The organism is Rhizobium sp. LjRoot30, from assembly GCF_964253915.1.
Classification (GTDB): Bacteria; Pseudomonadota; Alphaproteobacteria; order Rhizobiales; family Rhizobiaceae; genus Metarhizobium.
In genome coordinates, this window is sequence record NZ_CAXUSG020000019.1 from 1 (window position 1) to 14,986 (window position 14,986).

The 14,986-nt window shown below is 59.1% G+C and carries 19 protein-coding genes; 11 read left to right on the forward strand and 8 right to left on the reverse strand.

Annotated features, from left to right (window positions below):
- Nucleotides 1-461: YoaK family protein (locus tag ACSQ3I_RS25045; protein ID WP_436003416.1), on the forward strand; the 461-nt coding region annotated here is incomplete at its 5' end.
- A 55-nt stretch (nucleotides 462-516) separates the two neighbouring features.
- Here ACSQ3I_RS25045 and ACSQ3I_RS25050 read toward each other — a convergent pair.
- On the reverse strand, nucleotides 517-939 hold the full coding sequence (locus ACSQ3I_RS25050) for a helix-turn-helix domain-containing protein (RefSeq protein ID WP_436003418.1): 423 nt from the start codon (nucleotides 937-939) through the stop codon (nucleotides 517-519).
- Nucleotides 940-1,047: 108 nt separating this feature from the next.
- Between ACSQ3I_RS25050 and ACSQ3I_RS25055 the strand changes: the two genes are divergently transcribed.
- The gene (locus ACSQ3I_RS25055) at nucleotides 1,048-1,251 is read left to right on the forward strand and encodes a helix-turn-helix domain-containing protein (protein WP_436003420.1); all 204 of its coding nucleotides are present in this window, start codon (nucleotides 1,048-1,050) and stop codon (nucleotides 1,249-1,251) included.
- 282 nt (nucleotides 1,252-1,533) lie between these two features.
- Here the strand turns inward: ACSQ3I_RS25055 and ACSQ3I_RS25060 are convergent, their stop codons facing one another.
- The 3 genes from ACSQ3I_RS25060 to nirK all read right to left on the reverse strand — a co-directional run bounded on the left by ACSQ3I_RS25060 (nucleotide 1,534) and on the right by nirK (nucleotide 4,405).
- A complete protein-coding gene (locus tag ACSQ3I_RS25060; protein ID WP_436003422.1) occupies nucleotides 1,534-2,229 on the reverse strand; it encodes a Crp/Fnr family transcriptional regulator in 696 nt (231 codons plus the stop codon).
- A 66-nt stretch (nucleotides 2,230-2,295) separates the two neighbouring features.
- Nucleotides 2,296-3,195, reverse strand: a complete 900-nt coding sequence (locus ACSQ3I_RS25065; RefSeq protein ID WP_436003424.1) for an SUMF1/EgtB/PvdO family nonheme iron enzyme — start codon at nucleotides 3,193-3,195, stop codon at nucleotides 2,296-2,298.
- Between the two features lie 73 nt (nucleotides 3,196-3,268).
- Nucleotides 3,269-4,405: a copper-containing nitrite reductase gene (nirK, locus tag ACSQ3I_RS25070; RefSeq protein WP_436003426.1), complete on the reverse strand. Its 1,137-nt coding sequence runs from the start codon at nucleotides 4,403-4,405 to the stop codon at nucleotides 3,269-3,271.
- Nucleotides 4,406-4,588: 183 nt separating this feature from the next.
- Here nirK and ACSQ3I_RS25075 point away from each other — a divergent pair, with 183 nt between their 5' ends.
- The 8 genes from ACSQ3I_RS25075 to ACSQ3I_RS25110 all read left to right on the forward strand — a co-directional run bounded on the left by ACSQ3I_RS25075 (nucleotide 4,589) and on the right by ACSQ3I_RS25110 (nucleotide 10,912).
- Complete coding sequence (locus ACSQ3I_RS25075) at nucleotides 4,589-5,818, forward strand: NnrS family protein (RefSeq protein WP_436003428.1); 1,230 nt, start codon at nucleotides 4,589-4,591, stop codon at nucleotides 5,816-5,818.
- 79 nt (nucleotides 5,819-5,897) lie between these two features.
- Nucleotides 5,898-6,110, forward strand: a complete 213-nt coding sequence (napE, locus tag ACSQ3I_RS25080) for a periplasmic nitrate reductase, NapE protein (protein WP_436003430.1) — start codon at nucleotides 5,898-5,900, stop codon at nucleotides 6,108-6,110.
- Between the two features lie 4 nt (nucleotides 6,111-6,114).
- The gene (napF, locus tag ACSQ3I_RS25085) at nucleotides 6,115-6,615 is read left to right on the forward strand and encodes a ferredoxin-type protein NapF (RefSeq protein WP_436003432.1); all 501 of its coding nucleotides are present in this window, start codon (nucleotides 6,115-6,117) and stop codon (nucleotides 6,613-6,615) included.
- Nucleotides 6,608-6,889, forward strand: coding sequence for a chaperone NapD (locus ACSQ3I_RS25090; RefSeq protein WP_436003434.1), 282 nt, complete (start codon nucleotides 6,608-6,610; stop codon nucleotides 6,887-6,889). Before napF ends, ACSQ3I_RS25090 begins: the two co-directional genes overlap by 8 nt.
- The gene (gene napA, locus ACSQ3I_RS25095) at nucleotides 6,864-9,368 is read left to right on the forward strand and encodes a periplasmic nitrate reductase subunit alpha (protein WP_436003436.1); all 2,505 of its coding nucleotides are present in this window, start codon (nucleotides 6,864-6,866) and stop codon (nucleotides 9,366-9,368) included. Before ACSQ3I_RS25090 ends, napA begins: the two co-directional genes overlap by 26 nt.
- On the forward strand, nucleotides 9,338-9,832 hold the full coding sequence (locus tag ACSQ3I_RS25100; RefSeq protein ID WP_436003438.1) for a nitrate reductase cytochrome c-type subunit: 495 nt from the start codon (nucleotides 9,338-9,340) through the stop codon (nucleotides 9,830-9,832). The genes napA and ACSQ3I_RS25100 overlap by 31 nt, the downstream gene beginning before the upstream one ends.
- Nucleotides 9,829-10,530 carry a NapC/NirT family cytochrome c gene (locus ACSQ3I_RS25105; RefSeq protein WP_436003440.1) on the forward strand — a complete coding sequence of 234 codons (702 nt, stop codon included), beginning with the start codon at nucleotides 9,829-9,831 and terminating at the stop codon, nucleotides 10,528-10,530. Before ACSQ3I_RS25100 ends, ACSQ3I_RS25105 begins: the two co-directional genes overlap by 4 nt.
- A gap of 169 nt (nucleotides 10,531-10,699) precedes the next feature.
- Complete coding sequence (locus tag ACSQ3I_RS25110) at nucleotides 10,700-10,912, forward strand: hypothetical protein (RefSeq protein ID WP_436003442.1); 213 nt, start codon at nucleotides 10,700-10,702, stop codon at nucleotides 10,910-10,912.
- Nucleotides 10,913-10,937: 25 nt separating this feature from the next.
- Here ACSQ3I_RS25110 and ACSQ3I_RS25115 read toward each other — a convergent pair whose 3' ends face one another.
- The 4 genes from ACSQ3I_RS25115 to ACSQ3I_RS25130 are packed head-to-tail and all read right to left on the reverse strand — an operon-like array spanning nucleotide 10,938 to nucleotide 13,372.
- Nucleotides 10,938-11,225 carry a metal-sulfur cluster assembly factor gene (locus ACSQ3I_RS25115; RefSeq protein WP_436003444.1) on the reverse strand — a complete coding sequence of 96 codons (288 nt, stop codon included), beginning with the start codon at nucleotides 11,223-11,225 and terminating at the stop codon, nucleotides 10,938-10,940.
- Entirely contained in the window at nucleotides 11,215-11,730 is a 516-nt protein-coding gene (locus ACSQ3I_RS25120; RefSeq protein ID WP_436003446.1) for a DUF2249 domain-containing protein, read from the reverse strand. The genes ACSQ3I_RS25115 and ACSQ3I_RS25120 overlap by 11 nt, the downstream gene beginning before the upstream one ends.
- Nucleotides 11,731-11,733: 3 nt before the next feature.
- Nucleotides 11,734-13,086 (reverse strand): hypothetical protein, encoded by a 1,353-nt coding sequence (locus tag ACSQ3I_RS25125; protein WP_436003448.1) that lies wholly within the window; start codon nucleotides 13,084-13,086, stop codon nucleotides 11,734-11,736.
- A gap of 13 nt (nucleotides 13,087-13,099) precedes the next feature.
- Entirely contained in the window at nucleotides 13,100-13,372 is a 273-nt protein-coding gene (locus ACSQ3I_RS25130) for a DUF2249 domain-containing protein (RefSeq protein ID WP_436003449.1), read from the reverse strand.
- Nucleotides 13,373-13,609: 237 nt separating this feature from the next.
- Here ACSQ3I_RS25130 and hemN point away from each other — a divergent pair, with 237 nt between their 5' ends.
- On the forward strand, nucleotides 13,610-14,959 hold the full coding sequence (gene hemN / locus ACSQ3I_RS25135; protein ID WP_436003451.1) for an oxygen-independent coproporphyrinogen III oxidase: 1,350 nt from the start codon (nucleotides 13,610-13,612) through the stop codon (nucleotides 14,957-14,959).
- Nucleotides 14,960-14,986: the final 27 nt, after the last annotated feature.

Sequence of the window (14,986 nt, forward strand, 5' to 3'; positions counted from 1 at the left end):
TTTGCGAACGTCGCAAGATCGACGGATCGCACGCTTATCTCGTGATGTTTGAGGCCATGCTGGTGCTACCTCTGGCGTGGTTTGACACCATGCCCACTCCCCAGGTCCGCGTTCCGCTTCTGGTTGGCGGCCTCGCATTCATCATGGGACTACAGAATGCGATCGTTACCCACATTTCCGAAGCGAGGGTGCGCACCACGCATGTATCCGGCATGGCAACGGATCTTGGCATGGAGGTCGCGATTGCCCTCGATCGCCTCAGGAATGATGCGTGCGGTCACGACGATCTGAGGAACCGCCACAAGATCATACTGCACGGAAGCACCATGTTTGCTTTCCTTGCTGGCGGCATCCTCGGCGTGGTTGTCTATCGGCAGGTGGGTGCGATGCTATTCTTAGTCGTCACGCTTCTATTGCTGATGATCTCTGCCGAAGGACTAAGACGTCTGCTCCGAGGGTAATCAGGACCGTTTCCTCACCGGCATCCAAGGTCCGGAATCAGTCCGCCAATCAACGCTAGACGTCTTGTGACGCGCCCTCTTCCTCGGCGCGCGCTATTGCTACAACCAAGGATACGATCATTCGCTTTAGAGCGCCATCGACCCTTGCAAAGGCGGTATTCAACATGCGCCCCTCCACCGTAGTCAGAAAGCTGACGAGCTCGTCACTTCCCGCCGGACCCGATAGCGGGGCATTCGATACGCCCGGATGTTCCGGAAAGAAATGCGATACGGGCATTCCGAGTGTGGTTGCGATGTTCATAATCCGGCTGGCACCAACACGATTGGTGCCTTTTTCATATTTCTGCACCTGTTGAAATGTGATGCCCAGGGCTTGCCCCAATCTCTCCTGGCTCATTCCAATGGCGCGGCGACGCGCCTTGATCCTTTCCCCGACCTGAACATCGATGGGGCTGACCCTTTTTTCCGTCTTGCTCAAAGTCTCCTCCGTCACCGCCTTGTCCATCTCGAATACAATCTCAAATTGACTATTCTTTGTAGAGAATACTCCGTGGAAGTATACTCTACAAGCCGCTCTTACTCGTGTATGACGATAAGAGAGACATTCGCTCGAAACCTTAAAACAATGCGAAATGCCAAAGGGCTGTCGCAGGAAGAACTGGCTCATCTGGCGAAGCTTGATCGGACCTATATCAGCTCGCTCGAACGATGCATCTATAGCCCGACCATCGATGTCGTCGACCAGATTGCCCATGTACTCGGCACCACAGTGCCGGAAATGCTCACCTAACATTGCAGGGCGCCCTTTGTAGGAGGAGGAGCTACCCGCACCAAAACAGTATATACAATCGGGACAAAAGAGCAGGAAAAATCGTCAGGACAACCGTACGCATGGGTGGATTTTGCCGTCTTCACGCCTTGGTCGCCCTGACGATGCCTCGTTAACCGGGCTGCAAGGAGCGCGGAGCGGCAAAGGTGGTCCTTGGCTGTGACGCGGCGGCCACTGTATCGTCCAGTCAAAATGGAAGGTTATCGATCGAGGCAGCACCCGAATGCCGCAGGCGCTTCCAAGCTATGAGCCCAAGGTGTCGGCGAGGACCTGCAACCCGGCGAGATCACGCACTAGCAACTTCTGCCGGCCGCCTTCAACCAGTCCGTTGGCTTCCCAGGCGCTCAATATGCGCGACACGGTGTGCAGTGTGGTCCCGGTCATCTCCGCGATGTCCTGGCGCGAGATCGGAAAATCGATCCGCACACCACCCTCCTCCTTGCGGCCCGCCTGCTTGCTCAGCCGCAGCACGGTATGGGCGACGCGACGCTCGACCTCCTCCGTCGACATTTCGCGGATGCGGGTATGCGCCTCCTCAAGTCTCTGACCGATCGTATTGAGCGCGCTGACAGCAAGATGAGGGCTGCGATCAATGAACTGCGGCCAAAGGTCCGTCGGCCAGCAGACCGCGAGACTTTCGATGACCCCAAGTGCCGTCCCGGGATAATCGGAACGACGCAGGGCCCGCGCAAAGCCGAACAGGTCACCGGGATGCACCACCCGCACGATGATCTGCTGTCCGTCCTGCGTAACCTGCGTGACCTTGAGACGTCCATTGACGAGTAGAAAGAAATGCGTCGCTGGAGCGCCCTGCTCGAAAAACGCCTCGCCCGGACCGATCCTCCTGGAAACGGCTTGAACGAGAAGCGCTTCAACATCGGCATCGGGCATCTTTTCGAACATTGAAAAGCCCTTCACGACGCTCTTATCAATCTTCAACGAACTCTCCTGCCGTTGTTCAGCCAAACGCCCGGATGTCGCACAGGCGAGCATTCGGGCGTCAATTCACGAAATTATTCCACGGTCGCGCAGGCGCCGCAGGATGTCGGCATGCCAGCGATCGTCCCGAACCAGCCGGAAGCCGAGGTTCGCCGGCGGCGCGCCGACCGAGCATCCGCCGGTCTTTGGATCGCGAACGAACGAGCTCATTGGCGCACGATGCTGACCGACCGTCACGTAGATGCCACAGGTCTGAAGCGCGGCGCGGTCTGTGCCGGCGAGGTCGATGCGCCGCTGGCAAGTGGTGGTCCATTCCCAGACGTTGCCGGCGAAATCGGCGAGACCGTATTCGTTTTCGCCATAGTTTCCGCTTTTCTTCGGCGAAGGATCGCGTTCTTCCTTCCTGCGAGTTTCGCGCTCGTAGTCGGCAAGCCAGCGCAGCGCGGGATTGCGGCTGTCCGGATCCACGCCGAGCCCGTCATCGGTAAACTTGCTGCCGGCGGCAAACGCAATCTGGTCGTGACTTGGCAGCGTCCAGACTTCGCCAGTCTCCGCCGTCAGCCAGCGCGCGTAAGCCTGCGCATCGTCGTAGCTGACACCCGTAACCGGGAAATCGGCTCCATGGACATGGGCGGCTTCCACCGCGGGGCACTTCTTTGCATGGACGCAGCGCGCATATTCTTTCTCGCTTACCTGATATTTCATGATCGCCAAAGGCTGGCTGTAACGCGCCTTGACTATCGGCCCGTCGACGGCAAAGCCGTTGCGATAAAATTCACCGTAGTCCCGGTATTCGAATTCCCGCCCGACGATTGTCACAACGCTCGGACCTTCAACGGTGACCGGCGCGCTCGGCTCGAAGTACCCCAATTGGCCGGCTATACCGGTTGCGCAGACAACCAGCACGGTTGCAGGCAGTGTAATCGACAGGAGCGAAGTTCGGTTGCTTTTGCGGGCGGTGGTCATGGCAATCCTCGCGTGGCGCAGGATCTGGACGGTCGGTCCGCGCGGCCGGATGCCGCGCGGACAGTACTCTGGTTCAGTGGTTGTTAGGCGAGACGATGCCGGTCATCAGGTCGTTGTTCCATTCGCCCTCGACCTTGAAATGGGCAGCAGCGCCCTTCTCGAAGGCCTCGATCAGGTTATGATTGACATAGGCATAGATGCCGGGCTGCTGGAACGTGTAGAAAGCCGCCCCAGCCGCACCGCCTGGAATGAACCAGGTTTCCTGGTCGAGTTCCGGCGGATTGGCAAACTTGCCGGTTGCCCAGACGTAGTCGCCATGTCCACCGATCAGGTGCGGGCGAGTGTCGCGATTGGCCTGCGAATGCAGGATCAACACCTTTTCGCCGACCTTGGCCTGAAGGGCATTCTTGCCCGTCAATGCACCCACCGCGCCATTGAAGACAATGTGGCTTGGGGTCAGCGTGTTCATGACTTCCAGGACATCGCCATAGGCTTCGCCGGCACTTTCATATTTCTTGTACTGGCCGTCCGCATCCTTCGGCACATAGAAGTCCTGCTCGCCGACATAATAGGCCTTGTCGTAAACAAGGTCGTTGCCCTTGTGATCCTTCAAGCCATCTCGCGGCAAGACCATGATTGCGCCATTCATGCCCGAGGTGACATGCCAAGGAACCATTCCGGGAGGTGCGCAATGATAAACGAAGACGCCGGCCTTGGTGGCCTTGAAGCGCATCACCGCTTTTTCGCCGGGATTGACGACCGTCAGTGCACCGCCGCCCAGCGCGCCTGTCGCCGAATGGAAATCGATATTGTGCTGCAGCTCGTTGGTTTCGGGATTGACCAAGGTGACCTCGACGTAGTCATCCTGATGCACGACGATCATCGGACCTGGTACCGAGCCGTTGAAGGTCATGGCATGCACCTCGGTGCCGGCATCGTCGATGACGATCTTCTTCTCCTGTATGGTCAGTGTCACTTCATAGATCTTGGGGCCGCCCTCCGCCTTCTGGGTGTGGGGATGCACGAAGGGCGGATTGACGAGTTCAAGCTTTACGCGCTTGAGTTGGGCCAGATCGGCGGGGGTGGCCTTCACGTTGACGACCTCGGCGCTGGCGCCTGCCGCCGAGGCAGCCACCAACGGAGCCAGTGCTCCGGCGAAAGCAGCTCCAGCGAGAATCGAGCGTCTTGTGAGTGGGAATGTATTGCTCATCGGACTTCTCCTGGTTCGGAACGGAGCGTTTCCGTTCTCTCGATGCAGAAATTACGTCCGTGTCGGGCAACACTCTTTGTGCTGGAGCAATCTGTCGCCACAATTCGATCCTGCCATTTGCCTTTCAGCAAAGAGCCGGGATGTTCGCTCCTTTAGTCTTCGTCGCAACGATAGGAGCGACCGATGATACAAGGCAGAACTCTCCCGCAACGACGTCCGGGAGGAATTCCGAGAGGCCTATCCGCAACAGGCCCAGTCCTCTTCTCTTATGGATTTAGGCCGTTCTTTCTCGGCGGCGCAGCTTGGGCATGTATCGCGATGATCGCGTGGGTGGCCGCGGTCTCCGGCATGACCGAGATTGGCGGCAGCTATGGTGCCGTCGCCTGGCACGCGCACGAGATGCTGTTCGGCTTCGGCTCGGCGATCGTGGCGGGCTTCCTGTTGACGGCTGTACCCAACTGGACCGGCCGCCTTCCTGTTTCCGGCCGCCCTCTTGTCGGGCTTTTTGCATTGTGGTGCGCCGGTCGCCTTGTTCTGGTGTGGCCAGATGTCCTCGGCCTGACGAGCTCGACCATTATCGAGGCGGCGTTCTTGCCCACAATGTTGGTTGTCTGCGTACGCGAGATCGTTGCGGGCCGCAAATGGGCCGACCTAAAGGTAATCGCCGGGCTGGGCATCCTGACACTCGCCAACATATGCTTCCACTACGAGGCGATCGCTCTTGGCGATCCTGACTACTCCGAGCGCCTGGCCCTGGCCGGGCTGACCATGATGATCCTCGTCGTCGGTGGAAGAATGCTTCCGAGCTTTACGCGCAACTGGCTCAGCAAGGCGGGGCGAACAGATTTTCCGGTTCCCTACAACCGCTTCGACGTGGTGGCGATCGTCTGCGCCATTCCGATGTTCGCGGCCTGGATCATCGCGCCGACAGGCGTTTCGACGGCTCTTCTGGCGCTGTTGACTGCGGCGCTGCATGCAGTGCGCTTGTGGAGATGGCGCGGCTGGACAACTGTAAAGGAACCCCTGGTTCTGGTCCTGCATCTCGCCTATGCGTTTGTGCCCTTGGGCTTCCTCGTCATTGCAGTTTCGGCGATTGGGGCGATGGAGACAACATCCGCGATCCACGTTCTAACGGTCGGCACGGTCGCCGCAATGATGCTTGCGGTGATGACACGCGCAACGCGCGGCCATACCGGCCGTGAGCTGACGGCTTCGGGACTAACGAGTGCAGGTTATGCGGCGATCTTCCTATGTGCGCTCGTCAGACCCATGGCTGGATTTTTCCCGGAGTGGCTGGGAATTATCTATGCGAGCGCCGGATTGCTGTGGATCGCGGCTTTTGCCCTTTATCTAGCGGAATACGGCCCGATGCTGATCGCACGCCGTAAGCCATCGGCCCGCGCTCCATCATGAGGGACCACAACAAAAGACAATCTTCACTTTACCGGCGCACCCGGGTGAGCTAGGATTCGACAACCTGAGGAGGTGAGCCGTGTCAGACGTTATCTCTGATGATCGCGGCGGATTCCGCGCAAAACGTCGAAGGGAGCTCTTGACGTTTGCGGTGCTTGCGTTCGGAATCTGGCCAATTGTGGCAGTCGGGGCCGTGGGAGGCTATGGATTTCTGGTTTGGATGTACCAGATCGTCTATGGTCCGCCCGGTCCTCACGATGTCGTGCCGGCCCGGCCGAATTCGGCGGAATGATGCTATGGGCATACATTCCACGACGAGACGCGGCTTCCTGACCGGTCGGCACCTGAAAACAAGCCACCTTCCATTTCCACCCGGCGCAACCGATGCGACGATGAAGGATTGCACAGGCTGCGGCGCCTGTCTTGATGCCTGTCCCGAGAAAATAATCATCTTTCAGTCGGGCCTTCCGCGTGCCGATTTCCAGCAGGGAGAGTGCACGTTCTGCGGACTCTGTGCCGACCGATGTCCCGAGCGGGTTTTCCCGCCTGACAATCCAAGACAGTTTCATCATCATGCAGCCATCGGCGATAACTGCCTTGCGATGAATTTCGTCGACTGTCAGGCCTGTCGGGACGTCTGTCCCACCACCGCCATCCGGTTTCGCCCCCGGATTGGCGGCCCATTCCTTCCCCATCTCGATACTGAGGCCTGCACTGGATGCGGGGCATGCGTCAGCATCTGTCCGAGCGGCTGCATCTCCATGCAAGATCGGACCCGTGAGGTCACAGATGCCTGATACCCGTCATCACATATCGAGCGCGATCGTCATGACCCGGCCGGAGATGGTCGAGATGGTTTGTAACCGGCTCAGCGGCATCGGGGGTGTCGAAGTTCATGGATCGGGTGCCGGCAAGATCGTTGTCGTGATCGAAGGCCCGACCGCTGGATATCTCGGGGAAACACTGCTGGCGATCTCCGCGATGGACGAGGTCCTCGGCGCGCATATGGTTTTTGAGCAAGCAATTTCGGACGAGGAGGTGTCGGATGACGGTCGAACTCACGCGGCGTAATCTCTTGAAAGCTCAGGCCGCGGCCGTCGCTGCGTCGACGGCGGGAATCTCCATCCCCGCGGCTGCCCAATCCGTTCCGGGCGGCGTCGAGGCGCTGCAGATCAAGTGGTCCAAGGCACCGTGCCGCTTCTGCGGCACGGGTTGCGGCGTCATGGTCGGGGTCAAGGAAAACCAGGTGGTCGCAACCCATGGCGACATGGAAGCCGAGGTCAACCGCGGTCTCAACTGTGTCAAGGGCTACTTCCTCTCGAAAATCATGTACGGCAAAGACAGGCTGACGACGCCGCTCCTGCGAAAACGCGACGGCGTCTATGCCAAGGACGGCGAATTCGAACCGGTAACCTGGGAAGAGGCCTTCGATGTCATGGCAGCCCAGGCGAAACGTGTCCTTAAGGAGAAGGGACCGACCGCCGTCGGCATGTTCGGCTCCGGACAGTGGACGATCTTCGAGGGATATGCCGCGACCAAACTGATGCGCGCCGGCTTCCGTTCCAACAATCTCGATCCCAACGCCCGCCACTGCATGGCGTCTGCCGCCGTCGCCTTCATGCGCACCTTCGGCATGGACGAGCCGATGGGCTGCTACGACGATTTCGAACACGCCGATGCCTTCGTGCTCTGGGGCTCGAACATGGCCGAGATGCACCCCATCCTTTGGACGCGGGTCGCCGACCGGCGTCTCGGGCATCAGCATGTCAAGGTCGCGGTGCTGTCGACCTTCACTCATCGCAGCATGGATCTGGCCGATATCCCGCTGATCTTCAAACCGGGCACGGATCTGGCAATCCTGAACTATATAGCCAACCACATCATTCAGACCGGCCGGGTCAACCAGGCCTTCGTCGACAAGCACACCAAGTTCATGAAGGGGACCACGGACATCGGCTATGGCCTTCGCCCGGACAATCCCCTGGAGGTGAAAGCCAAGGGTGTGGCGGACGCTGCCAAAATGGAGCCGATCGACTTCGAAGCGTTCAAGGCGATGGTGTCGGAATACACACTCGAAAAGGTGGTAGAGCTCTCGGGCGTCGACAGCGCGTTCTTGGAGCAGCTCGCCGAACTTTATGCCGATCCGAAGACGAAGGTCATGTCGCTCTGGACGATGGGCTTCAATCAGCACGTTCGCGGTGTTTGGGCCAACCAGATGGTCTACAACATTCACCTTCTGACCGGAAAAATCTCCGAGCCCGGCAACAGCCCCTTCTCGCTGACCGGGCAACCTTCCGCCTGCGGCACGGCGCGCGAGGTCGGCACGTTCGCACACCGTCTCCCGGCAGACATGGTCGTGACCAACGAGGAGCACCGGACTCATGCAGAGGAGTTGTGGAAGCTGCCGCACGGCCTCCTGCCGGACAAGGTCGGCTACCATGCAGTCCAACAGGACCGCATGCTGCACGATGGCAAGCTGAATTTCTACTGGGTGCAGGTTAACAACAATGTCCAGGCCGCACCGAACAACAGCAATGAGACCTACAAGGGATATCGCAACCCAGACAACTTCATCGTCGTGTCGGATGCCTATCCGACCGTGACCGCGATGAGCGCCGATCTCATCCTTCCGGCCGCCATGTGGGTCGAGAAGGAAGGCGCATATGGCAATGCTGAGCGCCGCACCCATGTCTGGCATCAGTTGGTGAACGCCCCCGGCCAGGCGCGGTCCGATCTTTGGCAGCTGGTAGAGTTCTCCAAGCGTTTCACGACCGACGAAGTCTGGCCCCAGGAGATTCTCGACAAGAATCCTGCCTACAAGGGCAAGACGCTCTACCAGATCCTCTATCAAAACGGGCAGGTCGACAAGTTCCCGATCAGCGAGATCTCCCCGGACTACGAGAACCGCGAGGCAAAGGCATTCGGCTTCTATCTCCAGAAAGGCCTTTTCGAGGAATATGCGAGCTTCGGCCGCGGCCATGGGCATGATTTGGCGCCCTATGACCGGTATCACGAGGTCCGAGGGCTGCGTTGGCCGGTGGTAGATGGCAAGGAGACACTCTGGCGATATCGCGAAGGCTACGACCCTTACGTCAAACCAGGCGAGGGCCTCAAGTTCTATGGGCAGAAGGACGGACGCGCCGTCATTCTCGCCGTCCCATACGAGCCTCCGGCGGAATCCCCAGATGACGAATTCAGCTTCTGGCTGGTGACCGGTCGCGTGCTGGAGCATTGGCATTCGGGATCGATGACAATGCGGGTCCCCGAACTCTACAAGGCGTTTCCCGGCGCACGATGTTTCATGAACGGCGATGATGCGCGGCGCATGGGGATCAACCAGGGCGCGGAAGTTCGCATCCAGTCCCGTCGCGGCGAGATCATCAGCCGCGTCGATACGCGCGGCCGCAATCGCATGCCGCATGGTGTGATTTTCGTGCCCTGGTTCGATGCGAGCCAGCTCATCAACAAAGTGACCCTCGACGCAACCGATCCCATCTCGAAGCAGACGGATTTCAAAAAATGCGCAGTCAAGATCCTTCCCGTCGCCTGATCGTCAGGCGTGCCTGGGCGCTCATCGGGATCGCCCTTCTGCTCATAACCGGTACAGTTGCGCTCGCGCAAATGGTTCCGCAGCTGTCCGGAAACAAGGACCCGATGGAGAGCGCGCAGACGAAAGTGCTTCCAAAATGGGTGGTGGACGACATTCGCAAAATGCGAAACTATCCTGACCAGCCGCCGCTCATTCCCCATTCGATCGAGGGCTACCAGCTCTCCGTCAATACCAATCGCTGTCTGTCATGCCACAAGCGCGAGCTGACGGAAGGCTCTGGCGCACCGATGATCAGCGTCACGCACTATATGACCCGTGAGGGTCAGATGCTCGCCGACGTGTCGCCCCGCCGGTACTTCTGTACGGCGTGCCATGTTCCTCAGGCGGATGTGAAGCCGCTCGTCGATTCGACATTCAAGGATATGAGCGAACTCGGTTTCAAACCTGCGGGATCGGAACCATGATCAGCAAACTCAAGGCGGTCATCCTTTGGGCCTGGCGCATATTGAGCACGCCGGCAGCGACGCTCAGCCTCGGCTTCCTGACTCTCGGCGGGTTTGTCGGCGGCGTCATGTTCTGGGGTGCGTTCAACACGGCGCTCGAGGTAACCAATACGGAAGCTTTCTGTACCGGCTGCCACGAGATGAAGACCAACGTCTATGAGGAATTGACGAGAACCATACACTTCTCCAACCGGTCTGGGGTCCGGGCGTCTTGTCCCGACTGCCATGTTCCGCATCAGTGGACGGATAAGATCGCCCGCAAGATGCAAGCCTCGAAGGAAGTCTGGGGCAAGATATTCGGCACGATCGACACCAGGCAGAAATTCCTGGATATGCGCCTCGAACTCGCCCAGCACGAATGGGCACGATTGAAGGCAAATGACAGCCTAGAGTGCCGCAACTGCCATTCGTCCATGGCGATGGATCTTTCGAAGCAGACGGAGCGGGCTGCGGAAATCCACACCCGATATCTGTTGCCCGGCAAGGCGACCTGTATCGATTGTCACAAAGGGATTGCCCACGACCTACCCAACATGGACGGCGTGGATCCTGGCTGGAAGGTTCCGGCAGAGTTGCGGGGCAAAACCGCCGCCTATCACGGTTGGGATGCCGATACGGTCCGCCTTCAGGCCTATCTCGGCGAGCCGTTCGTTGACTAGAAGCGCTTAAGATGAGTATCGCTTGCCCGTCGAACCCCGCACAAAATCGTGCGGAGATATCGAACGGTTGGAATCTATTGTATCTTGGAGTTTCGACGGCTTAGGAAAGGGGTGGATCCTTGCTCGGTACCGGCAGCCCGATCGCACTCTAATACGGCTTCAGACCAACATGATCAAACTCTCTCCCGTCGAGGCGGAACGTGCAGGCCGGGTCTATGCTCAAATTACCGAAGAGCCATGGTTCAACCGAAATGCTGTGACCGAACGCGAACTTCTCAAGCTCGTCATCGAGACGGTTCGCGTATCAAAAGAAGCCGAGCCACAGATTCTGTCCTCCTGTGTCGAGCAGGCTCGGGAAAGGTTTTCACGCCGCAAACGATAGAGCCGATGCACTGCCGGCGCGCCGATCAAGCTTCTATCCGCATCATGTCCGGAGACCAGGGTGGATCGTAGATCAACTCGACTTCCACCCTGTCGTCACCGATCGTCGTGGCAACGCGCTCGCGAACCGCATCGACCAGAAAATCTGCCGCAGGACAGCCCCGACTGGTGGTCGTCATCGTGACATGGATCGTCTCCTGTCTTTTTTCGACGCCGTAGATCAGCCCGAGATCGACTATGCTCTTGCCGAGCTCCGGATCGAGAACCTCTTCCAAGGCCAACTCCACCTGTTGTCGAAGCGCGTCATCTTGCATCTTGCGCTCCGCGCTTGATCATGATGCGGAAAGCGCTCCCGGTACTGTCGAAATTGCCTGCCCATTGGTGACCTCGCTTGGTCAGTTCCGGGAACAGGAACAGCGGCTCCCTGGCAAGCACGGCAAACAGGACTTCGCCCGGCGCCATCGTCTCCAGCTCGGAGAGGATGCGGACCATCGGCTGCGGCGGATCCAGATCGGAAAAATCGAAGGACTGGCTAGGTTCGGGCCAATTATTGGCATCCTGAACGTCTTCGGACGTCAGCACCTCCGTCGCGCGCGGCGAGAAGCGAACTTCAAAATCACCGCCCTCCAGTTCGTTGACCTGATGGAGAAAACCCTTGCGCTGCATCACAGAGTAGAGCGGTTGTGGCTGAAACGGTGCAAGCAGTGTCAGTCCCTGACCGGGGCCAAGCCCTTCCACGGCTGCCATGATGGCCTGAAACGGTTCCCCACCTGCGGCAAGGATTGGTCTCACGTCGAGTTCCTTGAATTCGAGTCCCATGGGTCACTCCTTTGTCTGTGTCATGGCGTAGATAATATGCGGCCGCACGACGCCGGGCGGAAGCCGCAATTGATAAGGTGCATAGGTCAGGCATCTGGCTCGCAGATATTCCACAGCCAGAGCGGCGACCGCAGCGCACTGAAACAAGCTCGCCGCCCTGAACAGCAAGTCCAAGCCGAATAGGAGGCCGGCTGCTCCGGCAAGAACGGACAGATAGAACACTGCAAACCAAAGTCGCGCGTGACGCTCGTCAACGAGATCCTGCACTCGGGGTACCTGCTGTCTACCCATCACAGGACCGTAGGTTTCGAGCCAGGTCAGGAACGGGATAATCTTATAAAGCTGCCCAAGACCAAGGCCGGTCAGCCAGCCCATGATCAGGAGATAGAATGCGGCGGCTGCGAATGCGAGGCGGGTGTCCAGCGATATGGCGCATAGCAACAGGATTGCTCCCAGAGCAAGAAATCCGAGGGCCGCCAGGCCGGTCAACGAATTCAATTCAAGTGCCTTGCGCCGACGTGCCTTGAACATGCGCGCGATGTCATAACCATAGAGGCCGACGAACAGGACCAAGAGCGTCACAGCAAGGATGCTCACTGTCTGAGCGCCTGCCATTTCCATCATGCGCAAGACGACGGCTGAGTAAAGAGCGACCAGCGCGCAAACAGCCGTAATCGCGATCGGGTTTTTCGCAGATGGCCGCTCCGGCGCCAGCATGAACATGGCGAAGAGGCGATAGCTGACCCCGACCGCGGTAATGGTCATCCAGCCCAGAACGCCCGAGCCGGCATGATAGGGTGCAAGCTCCGTCAGACGAGAGGCAAGCGATGGCAGATCGATGATGCCGACGAGCAGGGCGGCAAAAACATTGCCCAGCGCGATCGTCACGGCGAGGGCGATGAGCCCGACGAGCACCAGCAGTCCAGAAATCCCGAAGGCTTGTTGCGCGACGATGGTGGTCGTTAGTGCGGCAATCAGGCAACCGAAGCCGAAGGCCAGCAGAAACCCGCCAGCGGACATGACGACAGGCTCGACGGAAACATGACCAGCCAAGGCCAAAAACCCGGCAGTCAGCAGACCAAGCCCGAGAACGAGCGCCAGAAGCGCGGGCGCCGCTAGCCAGGGCAATCTGAGATGCGTTGCGGCCAGCACCGGCACGAATTGCAGAAGGGCGCCGCAAAACAGCAGGCCGAGCCAGCCGATCACGATGAGGTGTACGATCGCAAGGGTGTCAGGAGCGTCGATTGAGGCTGGTGTGCCGTACCCGCAACCGACCGACGCCAGTCCTGCGAGCAGGAAAGCGATCGAGGCCGCAAAATAGGCCATCGTCCAGCGTGAGATCGACGCTCCATGCATTGCCGTATCTCCTTCAGTGTCCGCAGCAGCAGTTGCATCCCTCGCTCTCGGCCCGCGTGATCTGAACGCGCCAGACCTCAGGGCCCTGCTCGAGATACAGCCAGCCGAATTCATCGGGATAGCGGGTGTCGATCTGGTGATGAAGGGGACGCGGATCGTGGTCGCTCGTGACATGCATAGCACCACCGGGCGCCAGACTGGTAAGCACCCCGAATATCGTCGGGTGGCGGTGGCTTGGCGGTATCTGCCGCACGTCTATTTCGGGGATGTTCGCAGAGTTCAACATGTCGCTTCCTTGTAACCATCGACTGATCTGGCGCCTCGCGCCAACGGTTCTCAGCATAGGAAGGCAGCTTGGCCGGTACTTTGTCGGAGAACAAACATTGTCTTGATTGTCGTCAACGGCCACATGGGAAAGAAGAGATGCCCCTCGGCGAAGATATCCGAACCCGGGTTTGCGCAAAGGCAAAGAGAGACGTGAGCGCCGCCGCTAGATTACGGCATAACCTGAAGGATCACCTCAATGTCCAGCGATCTTGTCGTCAAATATGGCGATGCCCGCCTGCCACGCTATACCAGCTACCCGACAGCCCCGAAGTTCTCAGATCAGGTCGGAGCGCAAGACACGCTTGACTGGATCCGCAACGTCGGCGCGCAGACCGTCTCCCTCTATCTTCACATCCCGTTCTGTCGATCCATGTGCTGGTATTGCGGTTGCCACACGACGATCACCGAACGCGACCAGCCTATCCTCGACTATCTCGACGTGCTGCGCCGCGAGATAGAATTGGTTTCGCAGGCCGCCAGGTCGCCCCTCGATGTCCGGGAAGTTCACTTTGGCGGCGGAACGCCGACAATCATCGAGCCGCAGGAATTTGTGTCCCTGATGCAACTGCTCGGACAGCGCTTCCGGCTCGACGCGGGCGCAAACGTCTCTGTCGAGATCGATCCGCGAACCCTCACCCAGGCCATGGCGGAAGCCCTTGGGCGCTCGGGCGTAACGCGCGCAAGCCTCGGTGTGCAGAGCTTCGATCCTGTTGTGCAGAAGGCGATCAACCGTATTCAGTCGGAAGAAACCACGCTGCTTACGGTAAACCGGCTGCGTGACAACGGCATTGGTCGGATCAATTTCGACCTCATCTACGGCTTGCCCCATCAGACGGTCGAATCCTGCGTCGCGACGGTTGGGGCCTCGCTGGCGATGATGCCCGACCGGTTTTCGGTATTCGGATATGCCCATATACCTTCGTTCAAAAAGCACCAGCGTCTGATCGATGAGACGGCATTGCCTGGTCCGCAGGCGCGTAACGAACAGGCGGAAGCCATCGCCGCCGCGCTCGTTTCGGCCGGCTATGTGCGCATCGGTCTCGACCATTTCGCACTTCCGCAAGACGAGCTGGCGCTTTCTGCCAAACATGGCACGCTGCGTCGCAACTTTCAGGGCTACACCACCGATCAGTGCGAAACCCTCATCGGGTTCGGCGCGTCGGCAATCGGTCGTTTTCGTCAGGGTTACGTTCAGAACGAAGTTCCCCCGGGCCAGTATGCCAGACGCATTTCGGAAGGATCCCTGTCGAGCGCCAGGGGCTATCGGCTGACTGCCGAGGACCGGTTGCGGGCCGATGTGATCGAGCGATTGATGTGCGACTTCGTCGTGGACATCGCGGCAATGTCTGCGCACCACGGCTTTGAGCCGGACGTCCTGCTAACAGGGAACGAACGCTTGCGCGCGCTGGCAGACGACGGAGTTATCGTGATGGAGGAAGGTGTCGTCAGGGTCAGGCTCGAAGAGCGTTTCCTTGTGCGAACGGTCGCATCGGCTTTCGACGCCTATCTGAACGACACGGCACGGACTTTCAGCAAGGCCGCGTAACGCGGCCGCAAAATTGGGGAAATGACG

Excerpts from the sequence above, each read along its gene's own strand:
- ACSQ3I_RS25065 (WP_436003424.1), bottom strand. The coding sequence starts at position 3,195 with ATGACCACCGCCCGCAAAAGCAACCGAACTTCGCTCCTGTCGATTACA.
- nirK (WP_436003426.1), bottom strand. The coding sequence starts at position 4,405 with ATGAGCAATACATTCCCACTCACAAGACGCTCGATTCTCGCTGGAGCT.
- ACSQ3I_RS25120 (WP_436003446.1), bottom strand. The coding sequence starts at position 11,730 with ATGGGACTCGAATTCAAGGAACTCGACGTGAGACCAATCCTTGCCGCA.
- napF (WP_436003432.1), top strand. The coding sequence starts at position 6,115 with ATGGGCATACATTCCACGACGAGACGCGGCTTCCTGACCGGTCGGCAC.
- ACSQ3I_RS25100 (WP_436003438.1), top strand. The coding sequence starts at position 9,338 with ATGCGCAGTCAAGATCCTTCCCGTCGCCTGATCGTCAGGCGTGCCTGG.
- ACSQ3I_RS25055 (WP_436003420.1), top strand. The coding sequence starts at position 1,048 with ATGACGATAAGAGAGACATTCGCTCGAAACCTTAAAACAATGCGAAAT.
- ACSQ3I_RS25105 (WP_436003440.1), top strand. The coding sequence starts at position 9,829 with ATGATCAGCAAACTCAAGGCGGTCATCCTTTGGGCCTGGCGCATATTG.
- ACSQ3I_RS25075 (WP_436003428.1), top strand. The coding sequence starts at position 4,589 with ATGATACAAGGCAGAACTCTCCCGCAACGACGTCCGGGAGGAATTCCG.
- ACSQ3I_RS25130 (WP_436003449.1), bottom strand. The coding sequence starts at position 13,372 with ATGTTGAACTCTGCGAACATCCCCGAAATAGACGTGCGGCAGATACCG.
- hemN (WP_436003451.1), top strand. The coding sequence starts at position 13,610 with ATGTCCAGCGATCTTGTCGTCAAATATGGCGATGCCCGCCTGCCACGC.
- napA (WP_436003436.1), top strand. The coding sequence starts at position 6,864 with ATGACGGTCGAACTCACGCGGCGTAATCTCTTGAAAGCTCAGGCCGCG.
- ACSQ3I_RS25125 (WP_436003448.1), bottom strand. The coding sequence starts at position 13,086 with ATGCATGGAGCGTCGATCTCACGCTGGACGATGGCCTATTTTGCGGCC.
- ACSQ3I_RS25115 (WP_436003444.1), bottom strand. The coding sequence starts at position 11,225 with ATGCAAGATGACGCGCTTCGACAACAGGTGGAGTTGGCCTTGGAAGAG.
- ACSQ3I_RS25090 (WP_436003434.1), top strand. The coding sequence starts at position 6,608 with ATGCCTGATACCCGTCATCACATATCGAGCGCGATCGTCATGACCCGG.
- ACSQ3I_RS25110 (WP_436003442.1), top strand. The coding sequence starts at position 10,700 with ATGATCAAACTCTCTCCCGTCGAGGCGGAACGTGCAGGCCGGGTCTAT.